General features: G+C 70.2%; 15 protein-coding genes. 2 read left to right on the top strand and 13 right to left on the bottom strand.

Annotated elements, in window-relative coordinates:
* Positions 1–2 precede the first annotated feature (2 nt).
* The 5 genes from ACFY12_RS33020 to ACFY12_RS33000 form a co-directional block, all read right to left on the bottom strand.
* Entirely contained in the window at positions 3–1,616 is a 1,614-nt protein-coding gene (locus ACFY12_RS33020; protein ID WP_390719647.1) for a Wzz/FepE/Etk N-terminal domain-containing protein, read from the bottom strand.
* A complete protein-coding gene (locus tag ACFY12_RS33015) occupies positions 1,613–3,010 on the bottom strand; it encodes a polysaccharide biosynthesis protein (protein WP_390719697.1) in 1,398 nt (465 codons plus the stop codon). The genes ACFY12_RS33020 and ACFY12_RS33015 overlap by 4 nt, the downstream gene beginning before the upstream one ends.
* Positions 3,007–4,287, bottom strand: coding sequence for a glycosyltransferase family 4 protein (locus ACFY12_RS33010; protein ID WP_390719646.1), 1,281 nt, complete (start codon positions 4,285–4,287; stop codon positions 3,007–3,009). The genes ACFY12_RS33015 and ACFY12_RS33010 overlap by 4 nt, the downstream gene beginning before the upstream one ends.
* Positions 4,277–5,602 (bottom strand): nucleotide sugar dehydrogenase, encoded by a 1,326-nt coding sequence (locus ACFY12_RS33005; protein WP_390719645.1) that lies wholly within the window; start codon positions 5,600–5,602, stop codon positions 4,277–4,279. Before ACFY12_RS33005 ends, ACFY12_RS33010 begins: the two co-directional genes overlap by 11 nt.
* Before the next feature lie 109 nt (positions 5,603–5,711).
* Complete coding sequence (locus ACFY12_RS33000) at positions 5,712–7,190, bottom strand: sugar transferase (protein ID WP_390719644.1); 1,479 nt, start codon at positions 7,188–7,190, stop codon at positions 5,712–5,714.
* A gap of 849 nt (positions 7,191–8,039) precedes the next feature.
* On the opposite strand from ACFY12_RS33000, the gene ACFY12_RS32995 reads away from it, so the two are divergent.
* Complete coding sequence (locus tag ACFY12_RS32995) at positions 8,040–8,573, top strand: nucleoside-triphosphatase (RefSeq protein WP_390719643.1); 534 nt, start codon at positions 8,040–8,042, stop codon at positions 8,571–8,573.
* A 194-nt stretch (positions 8,574–8,767) separates the two neighbouring features.
* Here the strand turns inward: ACFY12_RS32995 and ACFY12_RS32990 are convergent, their stop codons facing one another.
* The 7 genes from ACFY12_RS32990 to ACFY12_RS32960 form a co-directional block, all read right to left on the bottom strand.
* Entirely contained in the window at positions 8,768–9,250 is a 483-nt protein-coding gene (locus tag ACFY12_RS32990; protein ID WP_390719642.1) for a DedA family protein, read from the bottom strand.
* 348 nt (positions 9,251–9,598) lie between these two features.
* Positions 9,599–10,351, bottom strand: coding sequence for an ABC transporter permease (locus ACFY12_RS32985; RefSeq protein WP_390719641.1), 753 nt, complete (start codon positions 10,349–10,351; stop codon positions 9,599–9,601).
* Positions 10,348–13,083, bottom strand: coding sequence for an ATP-binding cassette domain-containing protein (locus ACFY12_RS32980; RefSeq protein ID WP_390719640.1), 2,736 nt, complete (start codon positions 13,081–13,083; stop codon positions 10,348–10,350). Before ACFY12_RS32980 ends, ACFY12_RS32985 begins: the two co-directional genes overlap by 4 nt.
* 37 nt (positions 13,084–13,120) lie before the next feature.
* A complete protein-coding gene (locus ACFY12_RS32975; protein ID WP_390719639.1) occupies positions 13,121–14,008 on the bottom strand; it encodes a glycosyltransferase family 2 protein in 888 nt (295 codons plus the stop codon).
* Positions 14,009–14,018: 10 nt separating this feature from the next.
* A complete protein-coding gene (locus ACFY12_RS32970) occupies positions 14,019–14,792 on the bottom strand; it encodes a PIG-L deacetylase family protein (protein WP_390719638.1) in 774 nt (257 codons plus the stop codon).
* Between the two features lie 63 nt (positions 14,793–14,855).
* A complete protein-coding gene (locus ACFY12_RS32965) occupies positions 14,856–15,500 on the bottom strand; it encodes a hypothetical protein (RefSeq protein WP_390719637.1) in 645 nt (214 codons plus the stop codon).
* Complete coding sequence (locus ACFY12_RS32960) at positions 15,493–16,662, bottom strand: hypothetical protein (RefSeq protein ID WP_390719636.1); 1,170 nt, start codon at positions 16,660–16,662, stop codon at positions 15,493–15,495. Before ACFY12_RS32960 ends, ACFY12_RS32965 begins: the two co-directional genes overlap by 8 nt.
* Positions 16,663–17,028: 366 nt before the next feature.
* Here ACFY12_RS32960 and ACFY12_RS32955 point away from each other — a divergent pair, with 366 nt between their 5' ends.
* Positions 17,029–17,532, top strand: a complete 504-nt coding sequence (locus ACFY12_RS32955) for a hypothetical protein (RefSeq protein WP_390719635.1) — start codon at positions 17,029–17,031, stop codon at positions 17,530–17,532.
* 82 nt (positions 17,533–17,614) lie between these two features.
* Here ACFY12_RS32955 and ACFY12_RS32950 read toward each other — a convergent pair whose 3' ends face one another.
* Positions 17,615–19,042, bottom strand: a complete 1,428-nt coding sequence (locus ACFY12_RS32950; RefSeq protein WP_390719634.1) for a hypothetical protein — start codon at positions 19,040–19,042, stop codon at positions 17,615–17,617.
* Between the last annotated feature and the right edge of the window lie 791 nt (positions 19,043–19,833).

The following is a 19,833-nucleotide window of genomic DNA, read 5'->3' as shown; positions in this document are numbered from 1 at the left end:
TCCTACCTCGCCTCCTGGTCGTTGTCCGGGACTCTTCCCCGAGCTCTCAACTCCGTTCGAGCAGGGGAGGCCCCACTGGCCCACATCGGCTGCCGCTCCATCCGCAGCCGGCCCGTACCGTTCTGCTGACCCATCCCGTTCTGCTGGCCCGTCCCGTTCCGCCGGGCCGTCCCGTTCTGCCGGGCCGGCCGCTCACCATGGCCTCGCAGCGCGATGTGCAGCCCGTCCCACAGCGTGCCGTCGGTCCGGTCACGCGGATCAGGGTCGATCAGGACCACACCGATCACCGGAATGCGCTGGTCCGCGAGCTGTCGCGCCACGGTGTGCAGCCATGCGGCGTTGCCGTGCCCGGCACGCACGACGAGCACGGTCCGGGTGCCGAGGTACTGAAGGTCGGTCCACGCGGTGCCGGGCGACACCGAGCCGACGCCGAGCCGACGCTCCTGAGGCGACACGGCCGCGGCACGCTCGCCGCTGACCACGGTGGGGTCCCCCGGCTTGGGGCGGCGGCCCGCGAGCCGCAGGCCGGGCAGACCGTCGACGACGACCACCGGCCCCTCCGCCGCCAGTGCCCCGGCGAGTTCCAGAGCGATCACGCTCGTGCTGTGCGCACAGCCCAGTTCCAGCAGCGATACCGGTTCCGCGGAGCCGCGAACGGTGCGGGCCAAGGTCGTGGTGAGGCGTTCGCGTACCGCCCGGGTCCGTCGGCGCCGCCACCGGCCGCCCGATCGGCGGGGCAGCTCCGCGATGACCGAGGCACCCAGGTTCGCCGCAATGTCCCGGCGCAGCACGGGGCGGTCCCCCACCACCACGCCGACCGCGGCCAGCGCGAGTCCGAGGACGAGCCCGAGGACGAGCCCGATCGCTCCGTCGGTGGCAGCGGCCCTGGGCAGGGAGTGCCGCACGGCGCGCGGGGCGTCCACGATCTGCGTACCGGCGATGACCTTGGGCGTGGCGGTACGCGCCTCCGCGGCGCGCTGGTCGAAATCGGTGATCCGAGAGGTGAGCTCGGCCCGGCGGGCGTAGAGCGACTCGGTACTTGCCGACCCTTTCGCGTCGCTCTGCGGCGATCGGTCTCCGATCGCCCTGTTGACCTCGGCGAGCTCGTCCCGCATGCGGTCGCGCTGGTCGGTCAGGGCCTTGGCCTCGGCCTGCGCGGCCTCCTGCATCCGCCTCACATGGTCCGCGACGAACGCATCGGCCAGCGCCTTGGCCCGGGCCACCGCTTCCGCGTCGCTGTCACCTGTCACATCGATCTGCAGCAGGTTGTTGGTCAAGCCGGTACCCCGGTATTCCCGCATGAAGTCGTCCGGTTTCTCCGGGGACTTGAGGGACCGCAGGGCCTTGCCGGCGATGCGTGAGGTCCCCAGCACCGCGGCGTCGGTGCGGATCAGCGTTCCGGTGTCGTTCGGCTGGTCCTCCTGATGCGCGACCAGCACCTTGGTCACCGCGGTCGGCGGTGGCGGCAGCAGGACCGCCACCGCTACGCCGACCAGCAGTCCCAGCAGCGCCATGGAGCACCAGAGGCGGCGGCGTCTGCGCACCGACACCACCAGCGCCTGCAGGTCGAGCAGCGGAGCGGCGGCCGGCGGCTCCGCAGTCGGGCTCGTCGTCACACCGAGCCTCCCGTCGCCTGGCCGCACACCGCGAGCGCCGGAGTGGCGTCGTCCGGAGGATCGCCGACAGACCGCATCGGACGGGCCCGGACCGGGTCGGCGACGACGATGCCGACGACTTCATGCCCGCCGTCCACACACGCCTCGGCGAGGCCGGCGAGCTCCTCCGCGGTCCACCTGCCCGCGCTGAGGACGACCAGGGCACCGGACTCGGTGTCGCGGTCCGGCACGATCGGCCGGTTCACCGAAACCTCCACCACCCGCAGCATGGGGTATCCCCTGCCCGACGAGCTGGGGGAAGGATCGCTCCTGGCCTCGGCGGCGAGCTGCCCGGCGGCCTGGAGGGAGATCTCGTCGCCGTCCGGTACGACAACGAGCAGCCGCCGGGGTGCCGGCAGCTGGTCCCGGAGGCGAGCACACACCCGCCGGTAGCCGATCCGCCGGCCGGCCTCGTCGCCGGACCGCTGCGGGGCCGGTGCGTCCCATCGGGTGTCGACGCCGAGGAGCCGGCGGATCCGGGCCCGTGGGCCACGGCCTTCCGGCCGGTGCGTGGGCCGTTCACCAGGTACTTCGACGGTACCGAGGAGCACCGAGCCCAGTGCCGCGGCGATCTCCGGTGCGGTGCGCGGCCGGCGATCCATCCGTGCGGCGACGAGGTGGCCGATGACCGCGAGCAGGAGGAACAGCAGCGCCCCGGCGACGATGAGCTGCGTCCTCGTCGGCGGCGCCTCGTCCGTCGGCCGGGCCGCCGGCCCCATGACGACCATGCCGGCCTTGTGTGACGCCGGGTCGGCCTCGTCCAGCTTCTTCATGGCCTCCTGCAGCGCGGTACGCAGCTTCTCGAGTGAGGTCCGGGCCTGCACGCTCTCCACGGACCGCCCCGGATCGGCCGCACGGGCCAGGTCGGTGATGCGGCGGTTGGTCTCCACCACCTTCTGCCGCAGCGCCTCGGTCCCCGTAGCCGCGTCGGTGCCGGTGCCGCCGCCTGTGATCCGCGCGGCGAATCCGACGAACTGCCGGGCCACCTGGTCGGAGAGCTGCTGCGCGCGCTCCGGGGTATCGGCCGTACCCGAGATCGTGATGATGTTCCCGTCGGCGGCCTTGGCGGTCACTCGATCCCGCAGCTCGCCGCCGCTGACGCCGCTCCAGCCGAGCTTGGCCGCCGCGAGGTCGGCCACCGACGAGCTCGTCGCGATGTCCACCTGAGTCAGCAGCTCGCGCTCTTCCCACTGCCCCGGCAGCAGTACCGATGCCGAGGTCGTGTAACACGGCGGGAACACCACCGAGGTGCCGTAGCCGACGAGCGCGCCCGCCACGGCGAGGATGGTGAGAAGCCGCCACCGCCCGCGGAGAATCCGCCCGATCGTGACCAGGCGTATCAGGTCATCGCTCAACGGCGCTGCCTCTTCCCTGTGCGGACCGGCTCGCCCGCCGACACCGAAGTGTGGTCGCGGCACGCGGCGGCGTAGGCGGCAAGCAGCGATGCCTGCGAGTTCCGCCAGGAGAGCGGCCCGTTGATCCGCTCCTGGCCGGTCCTGCCCATCCGGGCCCGCTGCTCGGGATCGTCCAGCAACAGGGCGATCAGCTCGGCGAATCGGGCCTCGTCGTTGGCGGGTGCGTAGACGGCGGCGTCACCGGCGGAGACGCGCGCCTCCCGCAGGTCGAAGGAGACGATCGGCCGGCCCATCGCCATGTACTCCAGGACCTTGTTCATGGTCGACACGTCGTTGAGCGGATTGCGCGGGTCGGGGGAGAGACACACGTCCGCGGTGGACAGGTAGCGCACCAGGTCGGCGTCCGGAATGCGCCCGGTGAACTGCACCTGCTCGGAGAGCCCGAGCCGCCGGGAGAGCTCCACCATGGCGTCGAAGGCGTCGCCGGCGCCGACGAACACCGCATGCCAGTCGGTCCGCCCGAGTTCGTCGCGCAGCTTCGCGAGGGCCCGCAAGGCGTAGTCGACGCCGTCCTGAGGGCCCATGACGCCGAGGTAGCACAGCAGATGAGGCTTGCCGCACTTCAACTCCGGCTCGGGCGGTACCGGTTGGAACCGGTCGATGGCGGGCGCGCTGCGCACCACGAAGACGTCCGCCGGCCGCTTGCCGCCACGGCGCAGTGCGACGTCCCGGTAGCTCTCGTTCGTGGCGAGCACGATGTCCGCGGCACGGTAGGTCCGGCGTTCCAGCGCGCACACGGCGCGGTAGAGCAGATCCTCGCCGCGGTCGAACCGGGAGAGGTACAGCTCGGGCACCAGGTCGTGCTGGTCGAAGACGAACCGCGCGCCGCGCCGCTTCAGCCACAGCGCCGGCAGGAACAGCAGGTCGGGCGGGTTGCAGGCGTGGACCACGTCGACCGGGCCGATCTTGCGGGCCAGCCGGACCGTATGCCACAACGCCGATCCGTACTCCCGCAGGTAACCGGCCGGCCCTCCGGTGGCCGCGCGCAACGGGTAGCGGTGGATCCGCACCCCGTCGATCTCCGCCTCCGGCTCCGTGTCCCGCTTCTCCCCCCGGGGACAGATGACGTGCACCTTCCAGCCCGCGTCGCGCAGCGTCGTGCACTCCTGCCACACCCGCCGATCGAACGGCACCGACAGGTTCTCCACCAGGATCAGCGCGCGCCGGTCCGGCCGGTCGCCGCTGACCATGTCACCGAACGATGTGTCACCAAGCAAGGCCCATGTACCCCGGTTCGGCCCGGCGCGCCTCGGCGTCGGGAAGGTGGATGAGGTCGACTATCACCGGGCCGTCGCCATGCGGCAGCACCGACAGCACGGCCGGATCCCTGGTCCCGACCAGGCACACCTCGGCGTGCTCGAGCACCTCCTCGGCGGAGTCCGCGAGCAGCTGCGCGAGGTGCGGCAGCCGGGTCTCGATGTACTCGCGGTTCGCGCCGATCAACCGGGAGAGGCTCACATTGGCGTCGTGGATCCGAAGGTCGTACCCCTTGCCGAAGAGCCGCTCCGCCAGCTCGACGAGCGGGCTCTCGCGGAGGTCGTCGGTGCCGGGTTTGAAGGACAGCCCGAACAGGCCCACCCGGCGCTTGCCGGTGCGCTCGACCAGTTCCACCGCGCGTTGCAGATGTGCGGAGTTGGAGGGCAGCACGTGGGCGAGGATGGGCACCGAGACGTCGGCCCGCCGCGCCGCGTGGACCAGGCTGCGCAGGTCCTTGGGCAGGCAGGAGCCGCCGAAGGCGAAGCCGGGACGCAGGTAGGCGGGGCTGATGTTCAGCTTGCGATCGGCCAGGAACACGTCCATCACCTGGTGCGAGTCCACCCCGAGCGCCTGGCACACCGCGCCCAGCTCGTTCGCGAAGCCGATCTTGAGGCCGTGGAACGCGTTGTCCGCGTATTTGATCGCCTCGGCCGTCGGAACCGGCACCCGGAACACCTCGCCGGGCAAGCCGTCGTACAGCGCCGTCACCACGTCGCCGCTCGCCGGGTCGAGCTCGCCGATGACGGTCTTGGGCGGATCGAAGAAGTCCCGCACGCTGGTGCCCTCGCGCAGGAACTCCGGGTTGACCGCGACCCCGATGTCCACCCCGGCCGTGCCGCCGACGTACTTCTCCAGGATCGGCACCAGCAGGTTCAGGCAGGTGCCCGGGAGCATGGTGCTGCGGAACACGACGGTGTGCCGCCCACTGCGCCCACTGCGATCCGCCAGCGCGGCGCCGATCTGCTCGGTGACCCGCTCCAAGTACGTGGTGCACAGGCTGCCGTTGGGCTCCGAGGGCGTGCCCACGCAGACCAGCGACACCTCGCTCTCCCTGATCGCCTCGCGGACGTCGCCGGTGGCGCGTAGCCCTCCGGTCCGCACGACCTCGGCGATGAGCTCGCCGATCCGCTCCTCGACCACGGGGGGCTTGCCGTCGTTGACCAGGTCGACCTTCACCTGGTTCACGTCCACCCCGATGACCTCGTGGCCCATGCCGGCCAGGCACGCGGCCGACACGCAGCCCACGTAGCCGAGCCCGAAGACGCTTACTCTCATGCCCCGTCCCTCCCCCAGGCCGACCCCTGCGGCCTGCGATCCGTGCGTCGCTCGGACGCCGTCCCCCCACGCATCAGTGCGCCCCCGCGCATCAGCACACCCCCGCGCATCAATAGGCCCCCTGCCCCTGAAGCACCGCACGCAGCGTCTTCCACAAGATCACTGTGTCCAGGGCGAGTGACCAGTCCTCCACGTACCTCAGGTCGAGGCGGACCGCCTCCTCCCACGGCAGATCGCTGCGTCCGCTGATCTGCCACAGTCCGGTGAGCCCGGGCTTGACCAGCAGCCGCCGCCGGATGTCCGGGCCGTACGCAGCGGACTCCTCCGGTAGCGGAGGCCGCGGGCCGACAAGCGACATCGATCCGGTGAGTACGTTGAGAAGCTGCGGGAGCTCGTCGATCGAGTACCGGCGCAGCACCGCTCCCACCCGGGTCACCCGCGGATCCCGGCGGAGCTTGAACAGCAGCCCTGCGCCCTCGTTGCGCTCGGCCAGCTCGGCACGCGCCCCGTGCGCCCCGGCGACCATGGTGCGGAACTTGAGGATGGTGAACTCGCGGCCGCCCTTGCCGACCCTGCGCTGGCGGTAGAACGCCCCGCCCGGACTGTCCACCACCACGAGCAGCCCGACGCACACCATCAGCGGCGCGAACAGCATCAGCAGGATCGCCGCGCCCATCCGGTCGACGACCACCTTGATCGCCCGGCGGCCCCCGGTGAACGTCGGCATGCTGACCCGCAGCAGCGGGATCCCGAGCACGCCGTCGACGTGCAGCCGCGGGCCGGCCACCTCCATCAGCACGGGGGCCACGACCATCTCGGCATCGCTGCCTTCGAGGTTCCAAGCCAGCCGCTGCAGCCGGTCCGGTGACCAGTGCGGGTCCGGTGTGACCGCGACGACTCGGTAGCCGTCGCGGCGGACATGGTTGGCTACGTCCGCCAGTTCGCCGACGACCGGCACTCCGTCCAGTTGGTCACCGTCGAGCCTGAGACCGTCCGTCGTGCACACCGCATCCACTCGCCAGCCGAGGTGCGGGAACTTGCGGGTCCGGGTGATCAGATCGCGCACGGTGGCCGGGCTCCCGGCAGCGAGCACCGGTCTCAGGCACTGTCCCTCCTTCCGTTGTTTGTGCAACCAGAGGCGCAGCACATACCGCTCCGTCATGGTGACAAGCGCGATCGCGGGGATCGCGACGAAGATCCAGAGCTTGATGTTGCGCGAGGTGAGGGCGATCCCGCCGAGCGCAAGTACAACGGTCGCTGTGAAAAGCGAACGTCCGAGCCGGCGGAATTCCTCGGCGCCCTGGCCGAGCACGGCCGGAGCCCACGACCGGCTCACCGCAAGCGCTCCCAGCACCAGCAGCTCGGTGCCGAAGGCGAGAATCCCCCACTTCTCATGCCAGTTGGCCGCGTCCCGGGCCCCGAAGAAGTTGCCGATCGCCGCCACCACCAAGCCGGTGGCCACGGTATCGCTGGTGATCACGGTACGGCGGTACCGCTGCTCCCATTCGTTCGCCGACTGGCTGACCGCCCCGTTCGTCAGACGCTCGCGCGCCGACGGAAAAGGGCCGACTAGTCCCCCCTGCCGCACAGAAACCCCCCGGTTCCCAGTGGTACGTCGTGGTACGTCGTCGAATAGCGCTGTTCCTCCCCTCGGGAGGCCCCCGCGCCGCACCGTTCCTCCCCGGGAGGCCCCCGCCCCCCGCGCGCCACGCATGGCACTTCGGCTGTTTTCAGCGCTACTTGAGCAATGTGCGAAATGGAGCAATCCATCCAGACGGCAGGGACCCGCATTACCCTGCCGAACACTCGAGGTGCGCGGGAACCCGTCGAAACCTCGGGTGCTCCCTCACCCGAGCCCCCCTCGCGGGCCCCAAGAATTGCTTGATCGTCCCCACGTCCGACGCCGGAGACACAGGTACCGGCTGTCCGTAGCGCCCGACCCATAGATCATCATTTGTCGCTTCGTTTCACACCATCTGAAGCACGGTCAATCTAGAGCATCGGAGCCCGCCTGAAGAGAGGATGTGTGGAATTTGTGCTCAAGATTTGAAGCAGGATCCACTGACCGGTGAGGGACCGGTGACCATCCACGGGCGCCTCGATACCCAAGCACGCCTTGTGACCTGTGATAACGGGCGTTCTCCGAGCCGCCGACACCGGGGCGACCCGGAGGCGCCCCGGCACCGCCCCCGTCGGGCCGCACTCACCACCCGCCCGGCGGCCTTGTCGGTGAGCACGGGCGGTGGCGGCGGGTCTGGATGATCGACCGCACGCGGGAACAGATCTTCACCGCTCTGCTCACGCAGGCAGCGGGCTGAGGACGACCTCGACCGGGTCGTCGCCGTCGCCTCCACGATCAACTGGCCCATGCCGCCTACCATCAGGCGGCAGCCGCCGCCGACGAGGCATCCCATGACGGACCGATACGGAGCACACGATGCCGACCAGAATCCTGCTCGAGGGACGCCCGGGCGCGGGCAAAACCACCGTTGTCCGTCGATTGACCGCGCTGCTGCACACCCGCAGGGTCGTCGGCTTCACCACGGAGGAGATCCGGCAAGGCGGAACCCGGACCGGTTTCGCGCTGGAAACCCTGGAGGACGCTCGGCGAGCGGTGCTCGCCCATGTCGACTTCCCAGGTCCACCACGGGTGGGCCGGTACGGCGTCGACCTGGACGTCATGGAGCGGCGCGCACTGCCGCCGCTCAGGTCAGCGGCAGCGGATCCGGTTCCGGGGGAACTCGTGCTGATCGACGAGCTCGGGCGTATGGAGCTGGCGTGCTCCGCGTTCCAGGACACGGTCCGGTGCTTGTTCGAGACCGACATCGACATCGTCGCCACGGTCCACGCGAAGAACGACCCGTTCACCGACGCCCTCAAGCGACGCGCCGACATCGAACTCGTAGAGGTGACCCGGGCGAACCGGGACGCACTCCCCGAGGATCTGGCAGCCCGACTCGAACATCCATGACGAGCTGAGCATTCCTCCCAACCACGCGAGTATGCCGACCAGTTGGACCGAACGGCCTTGACCAGCCCACCCGGAAAGGAGCGCATCGGCGAGCTGGAGGAGGAAACCGTCGGCCTTCTGCCTGACGGGGGAAGGATGCCCAACGGCCACCAGGCGCCGGCCGACAGAGCACAGCTACACGGCGCGGGGCGGGCTCACGATTCTTCGGCCGCAGCGTCGCGGCGGGACGGAGCAGCCCTTCTTCTGCGGTACACCACCACACCGCAGGCCGCGAGGAGGAGGCCGACGACCACGGCCACACCGATTGCCGTCCGCTCGGCGAACAGTCTTGCCAGCATGTCGAGCGCCCCGAGCCCGGCGGTCGCGTAGACCAGCGCCCAGGCCGCTCCCCCGACGAACAGTGCGGGGAGGTAGCGCGGCAGGGGCATACGCATACTGCCCGCGAGAAAGTTGGCGGCGGTCTGGAAACCGACGGTCAGGAAGGAGACGGCCACCACCGGCGCACCCCACCGCTGGATCGCCCGTTCCGCGCGCCGGAACTTGGCCGAGGAGATCCGCCCGGCGAGCCTGCTGCGCCGGGCTCCGGCACCGGCGAGCCACCCGACAGCGAACGTCCCTCCGGCTCGCAGCAGAACGATCACATACAGAGCGGCAGCCGTAAGCGCGACCTTATCCACGACGCCTCACCCTGGACGCCGGGCCGAGGCCCGCGTCCCACGTCACCCGCTTCGCACGTCCCGCCACAGCGGGCCCACGACGGGCACAAGCCCGGTCTCCGTCTCTCACCTGTGGTCTGCCTCTGCCTATTCCGTCCCCTGCGTTCCCCTGCGTGCCCACCGTGGCGGCACCGGAACCCGAGCCTGCCGCCGAACCAGGCTCACCCGGCACAGCCAGGTTAACCGAACGCGCATACGCCGGGTACACGGCGCTGGGCACCGGAGAGGAAGACTGCGACGTCAGGGGCGGCAGCCGCTGAAGGACAGGGAGCAGGGCTGCAGCGGGTTGGCCGGACGGGCGGCCGAGGGCTACCGGGGATGGTTCTTCTCCCACCGGAACAGGTACAGGGCGATCAGGGCGGCGCCGGTGCTGAACGCGAGGAGGGACAGGGCCGGGGTGGAGAGGGCTGCGGCCGGTGCGCCGTGGGCGAGGACGGCGGTCATGGCGGTGTTGACGTGGTAGAGCGGCAGCATGTGGGCGGTGGTCTGGATCCAGTCCGGGGCCTGGCGGAGGTCGAAGAAGGTGCCGCAGACCAGGGCCATGGGGGTGATGAGGAGGTTGGCCAGGGCGACGCCGGCCTGGTCGTTCGCGCAGCGGGTGCCGATGAGGAGACCCAGGCAGGCGAAGGACAGTGCGCCGAGGGCGATGAGCGGAAGGCACAGCCACCAGCCTGCGCCGAGGGTGATGCGGAAGGGGGGCAGGGCCAGGACGGTGAAGAAGGCGGCGCTCTGGGCCGAGGTGATCAGGACGATCACTGCGAGTCGGGAGAAGAGCACGCTGACGATGCCGGCGGGCGTCTGCCGGATGCGCCGCAGCAGGTGGCGCCGGCGCCAGTCCACCAGGCCCATGCCCATGCCAAAGACGCCGGTGCCGGCGACGGACCAGGTGTAGAGGGGGATGACCCGGGCGAGGAGGGCATGCGGGTCCGCACTGACAGCGATCTCGTGCACGCCGTACGCGACGACGAACAGCAGGGGGAAGAAGAAGGTGAAGAGCAGGGTGAACCAGTCGCGGAGGAACTCCTTGAGCATGGCTCGGGAGAGTGCGTAGAAGGCGATCATCGGCGGGTCTGCTCGCTGGTGAGTTCGAGGAGGACGTCTTCGAGACTGGGAGGCGCCACGTGGACGCCACGCAGGGCGCCGTGCCGGGCGAGGCCCTGCAGGACGAGGTCGGGCGTTGTGGAGACGAGCGTGAGCTCGTGGCCCTGCGGTTCCACCCGCTCGACCCCGGGCAGGGCGGCGGCTGTGCCGGCGGCGAGGGCGTCGCGGGCGATCGTGATCCGGCTGCGGGTGCCGCGGGCGCGGACAAGCCCGGTGGGGCTGTCGGTGGCGAGGATGCGGCCGTGGTGCATGACGAGGACGCGGTCGCAGAGGATCTCGGCCTCGTCGATGTGGTGCGTCGTGTAGACGATGGTGGTGCCTTCGGCCTGGACCTTCCGCAGGATGTCCCAAAGGTCGCGGCGGGCCCGGCTGTCGAGGGCGGCGGTGGGTTCGTCGAGGAAGAGAACTTCGGGGGCGTGGACGAGCGCGCAGGCGACGGCCAGTCGCTGGCGCTGGCCGCCGGAGAGCACGCATTCCTGGACGTCGGAGAGTTCGGCCAGGCCCACTTGTTCGAGGGTGGCGCGGGCGCGGCTGCGCGGCACCCGGTAGAGCATCGCGAAGGTTTCGAGCTGTTCGAGCGCAGTGAGCCGGTCGAAGAAGGCAGAGGTCTGGAACTGGACGCCGACACGAGCGAGCAGGCGGGGGTTGCGCTGTGACGGGTCCTCACCGAGCAGCCGCACCCGGCCGGAGGTGGGCCTGCGGAGTCCTTCGAGGATCTCCATCGTCGTGCTCTTGCCCGCGCCGTTGGGGCCGAGGAAACCGAGGAACTCGCCCCGGGCGGCGGTGAAGGAGACACCGGTCAGCACCTTCTTGGCGCCGTAGCTGTGGTGAAGGTCCTCTGCGGTGATCACGTCCGGGACCGACGCAGGCTCCGACAGGGTCGGGGACGGGGACGGGGACGGCAAGGTCATGTCAGGGTTTTCGATGTCGGAGGCATCGGAGGTGTCCGAGGTGTCGGAGGTGTCGGAGCGCTGATAGCACAGTGCGAGCAGCGGGCCGCTGCCCAGGAGGAGGGCGAGCAGGGCGGCGGTGGCCGCCGCGAGGGCGGAGCCCGGCGCGGCAAGGCCCGCGGCGAGCAGTCCGCACGCGCCGAACAGCGCCGTCTCGGCGCGGGCGTCGCGCCAGGCCTGCCAAGGATTGCGGCTGCCGGTGGTCTTGGGGGTGCGCAGGAACACCGCGTGGCGGGTTCCCAGAGCGCGTAGGCACGCCCATGCGGTCACCGGGGCGAGCGCGGCGTTCGCGACCATCGCGCCGAGGACATCGGTGGGCCGAGCGTCCGGGGTCGCGGAGACGGCGAGCCGCATCCGTACCACAGTCGTCCACACGTAGAGCGCGAACATGACGACGGGCAGCAACACACCCGTCCGGCCGCCACCGAGGGATGCCGGCAGCAGGGGCGCGGCGAGCAGAGCGGCACAGGCGAGTGGGGCCAGTTCGGTGAGGTACTGGTTGGCCAGCCCCCAGAAGGAGGTCCGCTGGGCGGCAGTCAGCCGGAGGCCGTCGCCCGGCAGTCCCAGGAGCGCACGTCGGTGTTTGCGAAGGATGTGCATCATGCCGAGCGCCCAGCGGAAGCGCTGCCTGCGCAGGGCGCCCAGATCCAGGGGCATGAGTCCGGCGCCCCGGACCCGATGGTCGAAGACTCCCCGCCAGCCGGAGCCGAGCAGCCGCACGGACAGCTCGGCGTCCTCGGTGCAGGAGCTCTCGTCCCACAGCCCCACCGACTCGATGGCCGACCGGCGGATCACCGCCATGGTCCCGACGCAGATGAAGCCGTTGAACTCGTGCCGGACGGGCTTGCGGACCTGGTAGTACTCCTCGTACATGTGGAACAGGGCCCGGCCCAGCCGGAGCGACTGCCATCCGCGGTAGTGCTGGGGGGTCTGCACGTAGGCGACGCGCGGATCCTCCAGGTGACGGACCGTCAGCCGCAGGAAGTCCGGCTCGACGAGGTAGTCGGCATCCACTACGGCGATGTGCTCCACCCAGCCGGGGAGCCGGCGGATGGCCTCGTTGAGGGCGCCCGCCTTGTAGCCCGGCCAGTCCTCCAGGTGCAAGAAGGTGAGGCGCTCATGATGGCGGGCGCAGAAGTCCTGTACCGGTTGCCAGGTCTGCGGGGCGGGGGTGTTGTTGTCTACCACCTGGATCATCCAGCGGCCCGGGTAGTCCTGGCGCAGCAGGGCGCTGAGCGTGGCGATGACGAGCGCGGGCGGCTCATCGTGGGTCGGGACCTGGAAGCACACAGCGGGCCAGGTGGCAGGCTCCTCGCGACTCAGCGCGGCTTCGCGGGCGGGGAAGGCACGCAGTCCGAGGAGCGCGGCCGCGTCGAGGAGCGAGCCCGCGAGGGTGAGCACGGCGAGGACGACAAGCAGTGCCGTCACGGCGGCGGTCGCGATCTCGAGGGCTGTGCCGGCGTGGACGAGGTGGACGGCCGCCCAGCCGACGGCGGCGACGACAGCCTCGGTGACGCAGACGGCGTAGACGCGGAGCCAGCCGGCCCACCGGCCGTTCCGGCAGGTGAGCCCGGCGGCCAGGGCGAGGGCCGCCGCACCCCAGCCGATTGGGCCCCGGACGATCACCGTGAGCCAGACCAGCCACAGCGCTGCCGGGAGGAAGGTGAGCGCCCTCTCGGTGCGCCATGCGGGTGGGTGGCCGGGCCGCTCTCGTAGGGCGGCCACGGCCGGTTGCTCCGGCATGCAGGGCGGCTCGGCGGAATCCGCCACTGGAACACCGTCAGTGCGCATCGGCCGGCCATCCCCACAGGTTCAGCCCCGCGAACGCCTCCGGCCCGTTCTCGGTCCACAGCCGTCGGCACTCCTCGACGTACCACGGGGTGTGGTCGAGGTCGATCAGCTCGGGCCGGTGGCCCTTCCACCAGCCGTCCGGGACCTTCGAACGGCGGATGCCCCGCTCGTCCAGCGCACGGGAGTACTTGGCATCGAGTTCGGCGACCCGCTGCCGGTCGGGCCAGCGCAGCTGCTCGAACATCTTGTAGACCCGGTGCTTCCACAACAGCCGCTCCCAGCAAGCCCACTGCAGGTGCATCAGACCGCCGCCCTCCCAAGCGACGACCGGGGTCGGCACCATGCCGCCCACCGCGCCGCGCGGGGCCCGGTGGTGGTGCTGATAGCCGTCTCCCGGGGCGGGCGTCCAGTGCAAGTTCGGGCGGTCGGCGACGGCGATGGACACGAAGTGCCGGCACCACTCCGACTCGTCGTCGCGGAAGTGGTAGAGGTCGCGCCACACCGGGATGAGGGGAAGATCGAGGACCTGGCCGGGCGCCAGCGCTTCGATCCAGCCACGGATGTGCGGAAGCAGGTTCGCGGTGAGCACCTCGTCGGCGTCCACCAGCGCGCAGTGGGTGGCACCCACCTCCCGGGCCAGCTCCAGCAGGCGCTGGCGCTGCGCCATCTCGTCCCAGCGGGAGGGGTCCGGCCAGCTCTCGATCCGCAGCCGGTCGGCGCCGACCTCGGCACGGATACGCCGGAGCAACTCCGGGGTGTCGTCGGTCGAGGCGTGATCGACGACAACGACCCGGTCGCACCAACGCAGTGCGGCACGTACCGAACAGTCCAGCACCCAGGCCTCGTTGCGGACCAGCATGCAGCCAACCAGGTTCACGGACGGCCTTTCAGACGGAGGAGACGAGGACGCTGTCCGTGCGGATGGCCGGTGCGCCTGCTGACAGCCGCCAGGCGATCTCGTAGCTCAGGAAGGACTCCCACCGGCGGGTGTCGGCCGGGTCCAGCCAGAGAGCGGCCAACTGCGACCGGTAGGCCTGGACCGCCTCGCTCTTGCGCCGCCGCTGATCGGCGGTCAGCTCCACGGCCTCGCGGATCAGCTCGGCGGGGCGGAAGCACTGCTCCGCCAGCTCGTTGTCGAGCCAGTAGTCCGGGTCGAGATGCCCGGGAGCGGGACGGCCGGTCAGCCAGGTCGGCCACCCGGCCCACAGCGAGTAGGGCTGATCCGCGTACACCACGACCGGCACCTCGACGTTCCGCTCCCGCAGCCCGGTGCGAACGGCGTCCCGAACCGCGACGTGGTCGGGGTGCCCGCCCACCGCGGCGGGTGCCCACACCTCGTCGGCTCCGTCAGCGAGATCGGCGAGCCGCCCGGCCAGCGCATCCAGGTCGAGGTCGCCTTGCCGGTACTGGTTGTCGACCTCGTCGAGCCTCTGGAAGGGCACTCCCAGCAGGGACATGGCCCGGTCGTCCTCGGCAAGCCGCGCGGTGTGCCGGTCGGCGGAGGACCGGGCGCGGGTGAGGCGGTCCCAGTGCGTCAGCCCGGTGGCCGGCGACGGCGGTCCGGCGAAGACCGTCACCACCTCGGTCCCGGGACGGAGCAGGCACACGGACGCGGACAGGACCGCGTCGTCCATGTGCGGGGAGAACACGACGGTTCGCAAGAGAATCCCTTCGATAGTGGTGCCGACGGACTATGCAGTGGTACCGACGGACTATGCGGACGCTCAGGCCGACGTACGGCCCGAACGCTCCATCCGCTGCCGGACTCTGCGGAGGAGCACGTCCCGGTAGTGCGATTGCATCGTGGAGCTGCCGGGGACGGCGTGCGGGAAGAGGAAGGACGACTCCGGCACCGCGCCGGGCCCTCGGCCGACCGCCCACGGGCCCGCCCGTGACGAGGTCGGCAGCAGGCGTACGACACCGAACTCCGGGGAACGGACGGACCCGCGTGCCTCGGCGATGTCGACCAGGTGCACCCACTCCGCGAAGTCCAAGGCAGAGCCGCGCTCATGCATCAACTCCGCTGCGGTCACCGCCCGCGTCTGGAACTGTGCGCCCGCCTCCGAACCCCTACGGAAGGCGGGCAGGAGCGAACGCGCGGTGACCTCTTCGCACGCCAGCACGCGCACCAGAACGGTGCTGTGCCGGGTGGCCTCGCCGCCCCACAGGGGCTGGTCCAGCACCGGCCCCCGAACGGCAGGCCCGCCGGACGCCGAGTCTGTCACTGCCGCCCCGCAGCGCGGGCACGGCACCCGGCGCACCCGAGCTCCGGTCGTCTCGACCGCCGCCCCCAGATGGGCCGCGGCTTCCCGCAGCGCCATCCGGCGGACCGCTGCCGCGAGTTCTCGATCCACCGCCCGGTCAGCCACGGCCGCTGCCCCGGAGCAGCCCGTCCCGGACCGCTGCCAGGCCGGCGTCGACCAGGGCGGCCTTCTCCGCGTCGCCCAGAACGCGGTCGCCACCGCACAACCCCGCACCCAGCCAGGACGCCACGGCCGCCCGCCCGAGCTCGTTCCGGTGTCCCTGGCCGGGCAGCTCACCGATCCCCGTCCGCCGGCCGGCGTCGAAGCCGAGCAGCCAACACGCCGCCCCGTACTCGCCCGCGACGCGTTGCGGACCCGGTCCCGGCCGCCCGAAGGCCCGTTCAGCCATCGCCCTGATCTCCCCGGCGTCGACACCGAGGAGGCCGCACCAGTCCTGCCAATACCAGCCGAACGGATGGAAGTGCGGCTCACTCGCACCGGCGCGCGGAAAGCGGAGCAGCGCACAGGAAGCCGTGAACGACACGGCGAAGTCGAGCCGCCCATCGAACTCGGCGGCGCTGTCGAGACGACGCACGACCTGCTCGCCTTCGAGCCAGTGCCCGACCCGCAACGAGGTGGCCGACCCCGGAACCGCCCCTCGCCGCACCCCGTGGAAGTCGTTCCCCGTGACACTCACCAGATCCCCGTGATCCAGAAGATGCGGCACCGCCGCGATCACCCTGACACCCCGGTCCCTGCAGAACACCCTGATCAGCTCGTCGTCGTCCCGCGCGTCGTCCGGAAAGGCCGCGAGAAAGGCGGCCAGCTCACGAGCAAGATCGGATGGCAGCACCAATCCCAGCGCCGGGGTGTACTCCCGACTCGACAACGGCGCCCACGGCACCCCGAGCACCGCCGCCCGCCGGACCAGAAAGGAGTTCTCCGGCGCATCCCAGTTCACGTACAGGGCGACGGCGTGCCGGGGCTTCGCCCGGATCACGTCGAGCAGAGATGAGGCGAAGTCGGACGTGAGGACGGCGTCGTCCTGGATCACCACGTGGTGAGTCGTCTCCCCCACCGCGGCCCATGCCCGCTTCGCCGTCCGTAACGGACTCGGTGGACCACCCGGATCGGGGTCCTCAACCACCGTCACCGACAGCGGCGCGCAGCCGCTCAGCAGCCCCGGCAACACGTCGGCCCGCCGAGGGTGGTGCATGACCGCGATGCCGGGTACGACCAGCTCCGGCGGTGTGCCGCCCCTGACCTTGCGCCCATCCGCCCACGTCACGACCAGTGCAACGAGACTGTCCGTACGAGGAAACGGGCCCTCGCCCTCGCCTTACGCATAACCACATATGAGCCAGAACGCCACGTTGGCCACAGCATGACCCTCACGCGCACCGAGCGACCAGCCCGTTCCATGATGAAGATGAAGAGTGGCTTCGCCGACAACACCGGCCAATGCGCGTGCCGTGGCGGTGCGTGTGGGTTCACATCCCGCCACCCTGACAGGGTAAGACCAGGCCAAGGGCCTGATCCCCAATGAGGATCAGGCCCTTTCTGCATCTAGGTGATCGTTTGGGAGAAATCTGAGAGAAGATCTTGGTGTGGGTGGCCCCAAGGTCTGGGGTCCGGTATATCGGGAGGGCGTGCGATGGAACCGAGAAGTGCTGCGGCGGCGGGACGGGACTTCCCCTACACCGCGCGGACCACCTGCTACATCGAGATCCACAAGGACGGCCGCGTCACCCACGGCGCAGACCGGACGACGTACGAGCGAGCAGTAGCCGGCGAGTCCAAGCTGTACGCGGTGTGGCCGGGGCAGTGGTCCAGCCATCTGTTTGTGATCGATGATCTGAACGAGTACGCAAAGGCCCACGGCATCAAGCACGACATGCAGCGCACAGGGCTAGCCGAGCATGTGCACCAGGTCCGGTGGACCGAGTCGGGCGGCGAGCAGAATCCCCGCAGCCCGTACATCGGCATCGAGGTTTCGCTGGAATGCGGGTGCAAGATCCAGAACATCGACGTGTTCGCCGCGCAGATGCGAGATCAGAAGGGCTGGGCTGTAGCCACCTCGGTCGGGTGGAGCAGCAGCAGCGGCCCCAAGGGCACCATGTACTCCCTCCGGGTCCGCCGCAAGAGCCTGACTGCCTGAGCGATCACCGGTCAGGCAGTCAGGCTCTAGCCCCGCCCTGCTGGGTGGGTACGGCCACCCAGCAGATCGGCAGTCAGCGCAGTCAGCGGCGGAACCCGCGGTGGGGGTCCCGAGCAGGGACGTTCATGAACGGGTCGAACCAGGCCGCAGCGCGGAGATCACCGATACCCATGTACCGGTTCGTCTCGTCGTCCGGGTCCTCGATCCCGTCGAAGCGAGCGCTGTAGAGCATCAGCACGTCGGAGTCCTGGAAGAACACCTCGGAACACATGTCGAAGTCGTAGTCGTCACGGTGGACGGGCAGCCTCCCGTGCTCGCCAGTGGCATGCTCCTCATCCCCTCGTTCACCCGCGTCACGGACGGCGAGATGGAGGGCAAGTTCCTCGGCCGTGCAGGTGGGCTGCGGCCACTGCCCGCGTTCGAGGTCGCCGGCGAGGTCGTCGGCGGCCCGGGCGAACCGGCGGCGCCACTGGAGATCGGCCGCGAAGGTCACCTTCGGGAGATAGGTGAACACTCCCCAGCCGCCCTCGTGCTCGTCGGGCACCACGGTTCCGTCACCCAGTTCCTCGCAGTCGTCGTACGCCTGGTCGGCGAGCACGCACAGCTCCGTGTACAGGACATCGGCCGTACGAGGGGTGAGCTGCCACTGGCACCGCTCGTCCTCGCACTCCGGGTCCTCACAGTGCGGCGGCTCCATCTTGAACAGCGCCGCGAAGTCCGGGAGCTTCTCCTCCGCAGACGGCTTCGCCGACTCACCCCGGCGGGCAGCCTCCTTGCACCGCCAGCCTGAACCGAAGTCGGCGACCACCGGCTTCTCGCTCCAGTCGGCGACCTCATGCCCGTTCTCGATGCGCAGCTTCAAGCCCTGGCAGGCGTCCGTGATTGTGTCCGCGCCCTCGATCTCGCGATCGGACTCCCCAAGCCACATGACGGCCCCGACGACGTCCTGCGGGTCGTCGTCCTCGGGTTCGTCATTCTGCAGGGGCTCCCAGCCCGCGCTCCTGGCTGCCGTCAGCACGGCCTGCGGGTCATGTACGTGGAACTCGCGGAGCACCTCTACCCGGATGACTGGACCTGTCAGGTCAGCGAGCCGCGCGTCGTCCGGAGTGCGCAGGGCGCGGGTGGCCGACTCGGCGTCAGTCTCCTCGTCCGCACCCTCGTCGACACCGTCGGCGTTCTGCTCCCACTTCAGGTAGCTACCGGGAGGCATGGGCCAGACGCCCGCGAGCGCGTGCCGTGCGGCACTGCGGAGGGAGGAAGCCGGAGCATCCGGCAGCTGAGCGCACAGCTCCTCCAGCGGCTCGGGCTTCCAAGCGTCGGCGGAAGAGCGGATGGCCTGCTGGAGGATGCCCACTGCCTGCTGCGCGAGCTCAGCTTGCCGGCAAGTGAGGACGGCTTGCAGTGAGGCAGGGCCCTCACGGTGGTGGACGAGAGCGAGGATGCGGCTCTTGCTGGGGGTGTGCTCGCAGTGGAAGCTGCGGAGCACGGCCAGTGTCGGCTGGGCGGACATGCGGAGGACTCCGAACGTGTGGGCGCACGGGACCGTGCGTGGAAGTGAGTGGAGTTCCGCTGGTGGGCACGCTGCTGACGCGCCTCCGGACGGTAAAGGCATAAGTGCCTCGGCTGGTTCCCCCGGTGCTGACGGGAGTCCGGACCTGGCTTCCACAGCTTACTCATACAAAGCGGCCGAGATCGACGCGATCATCTGATCCACAGCCGCTTCCAAAGTGCGGGCCGCGCGATGCGTCCGGCCACACGACCCATGGTTCCTGGGCTGGAACCAGTTGGCCAGTCCCGGTGGAGCGGCACCACTCGTAGCAGCCGATCGCCGTGCCGCCGCTGGCCAGCCAGTGGCCGGTCACGCGGGCACGAAGGAGCTGTTTGTCCTGCCCAAGGAGTACTCCCGCGATTCCACCGAACACCACCAGCACGCGCCGCAGTTGTCTGGGAGTCTCCACAGACTCCCTGAAGGACGGGACGGCCCCATCCACCGACTTCCAGTACCACCGCTGCTTCCCACGGTCCCACTGAGCTTGGGCGCGAAACTCAACAGACGGCGTACGCCAGCGGATAGCCTGATCTGACTCCGACACCGCAACCTTCCTGTCTGATTTGTCAACACGGATGGTCACCGCGATCAAGTAGAGGCCGCTGTCTGCGGAGCAGTCAAGGCGGCCTTAAGGGTCACGCTCGCCATGCTCAGCAAACTCCCGCGGCGATATGTATTCCTGCAAGGAGTGCACTTCAAGTGCCCCGCTACCCGGCCGGCCGGTCCAGGGCAGCGGCCACGGCTCGGCTGAA

Source organism: Streptomyces sp. NPDC001339 (assembly GCF_042895955.1).
Taxonomy (GTDB): domain Bacteria; phylum Actinomycetota; class Actinomycetes; order Streptomycetales; family Streptomycetaceae; genus Streptomyces.
The sequence above is the reverse complement of the archived record's forward strand: the minus strand, read 5'-3'. Positions and strand labels throughout refer to the sequence as shown.

Excerpts from the sequence above, each read along its gene's own strand:
- ACFY12_RS33005 (WP_390719645.1), bottom strand. The coding sequence starts at position 5,602 with ATGAGAGTAAGCGTCTTCGGGCTCGGCTACGTGGGCTGCGTGTCGGCC.
- ACFY12_RS32995 (WP_390719643.1), top strand. The coding sequence starts at position 8,040 with ATGCCGACCAGAATCCTGCTCGAGGGACGCCCGGGCGCGGGCAAAACC.
- ACFY12_RS32985 (WP_390719641.1), bottom strand. The coding sequence starts at position 10,351 with ATGATCGCCTTCTACGCACTCTCCCGAGCCATGCTCAAGGAGTTCCTC.
- ACFY12_RS32980 (WP_390719640.1), bottom strand. The coding sequence starts at position 13,083 with ATGCCGGAGCAACCGGCCGTGGCCGCCCTACGAGAGCGGCCCGGCCAC.
- ACFY12_RS32955 (WP_390719635.1), top strand. The coding sequence starts at position 17,029 with ATGGAACCGAGAAGTGCTGCGGCGGCGGGACGGGACTTCCCCTACACC.
- ACFY12_RS32950 (WP_390719634.1), bottom strand. The coding sequence starts at position 19,042 with ATGTCCGCCCAGCCGACACTGGCCGTGCTCCGCAGCTTCCACTGCGAG.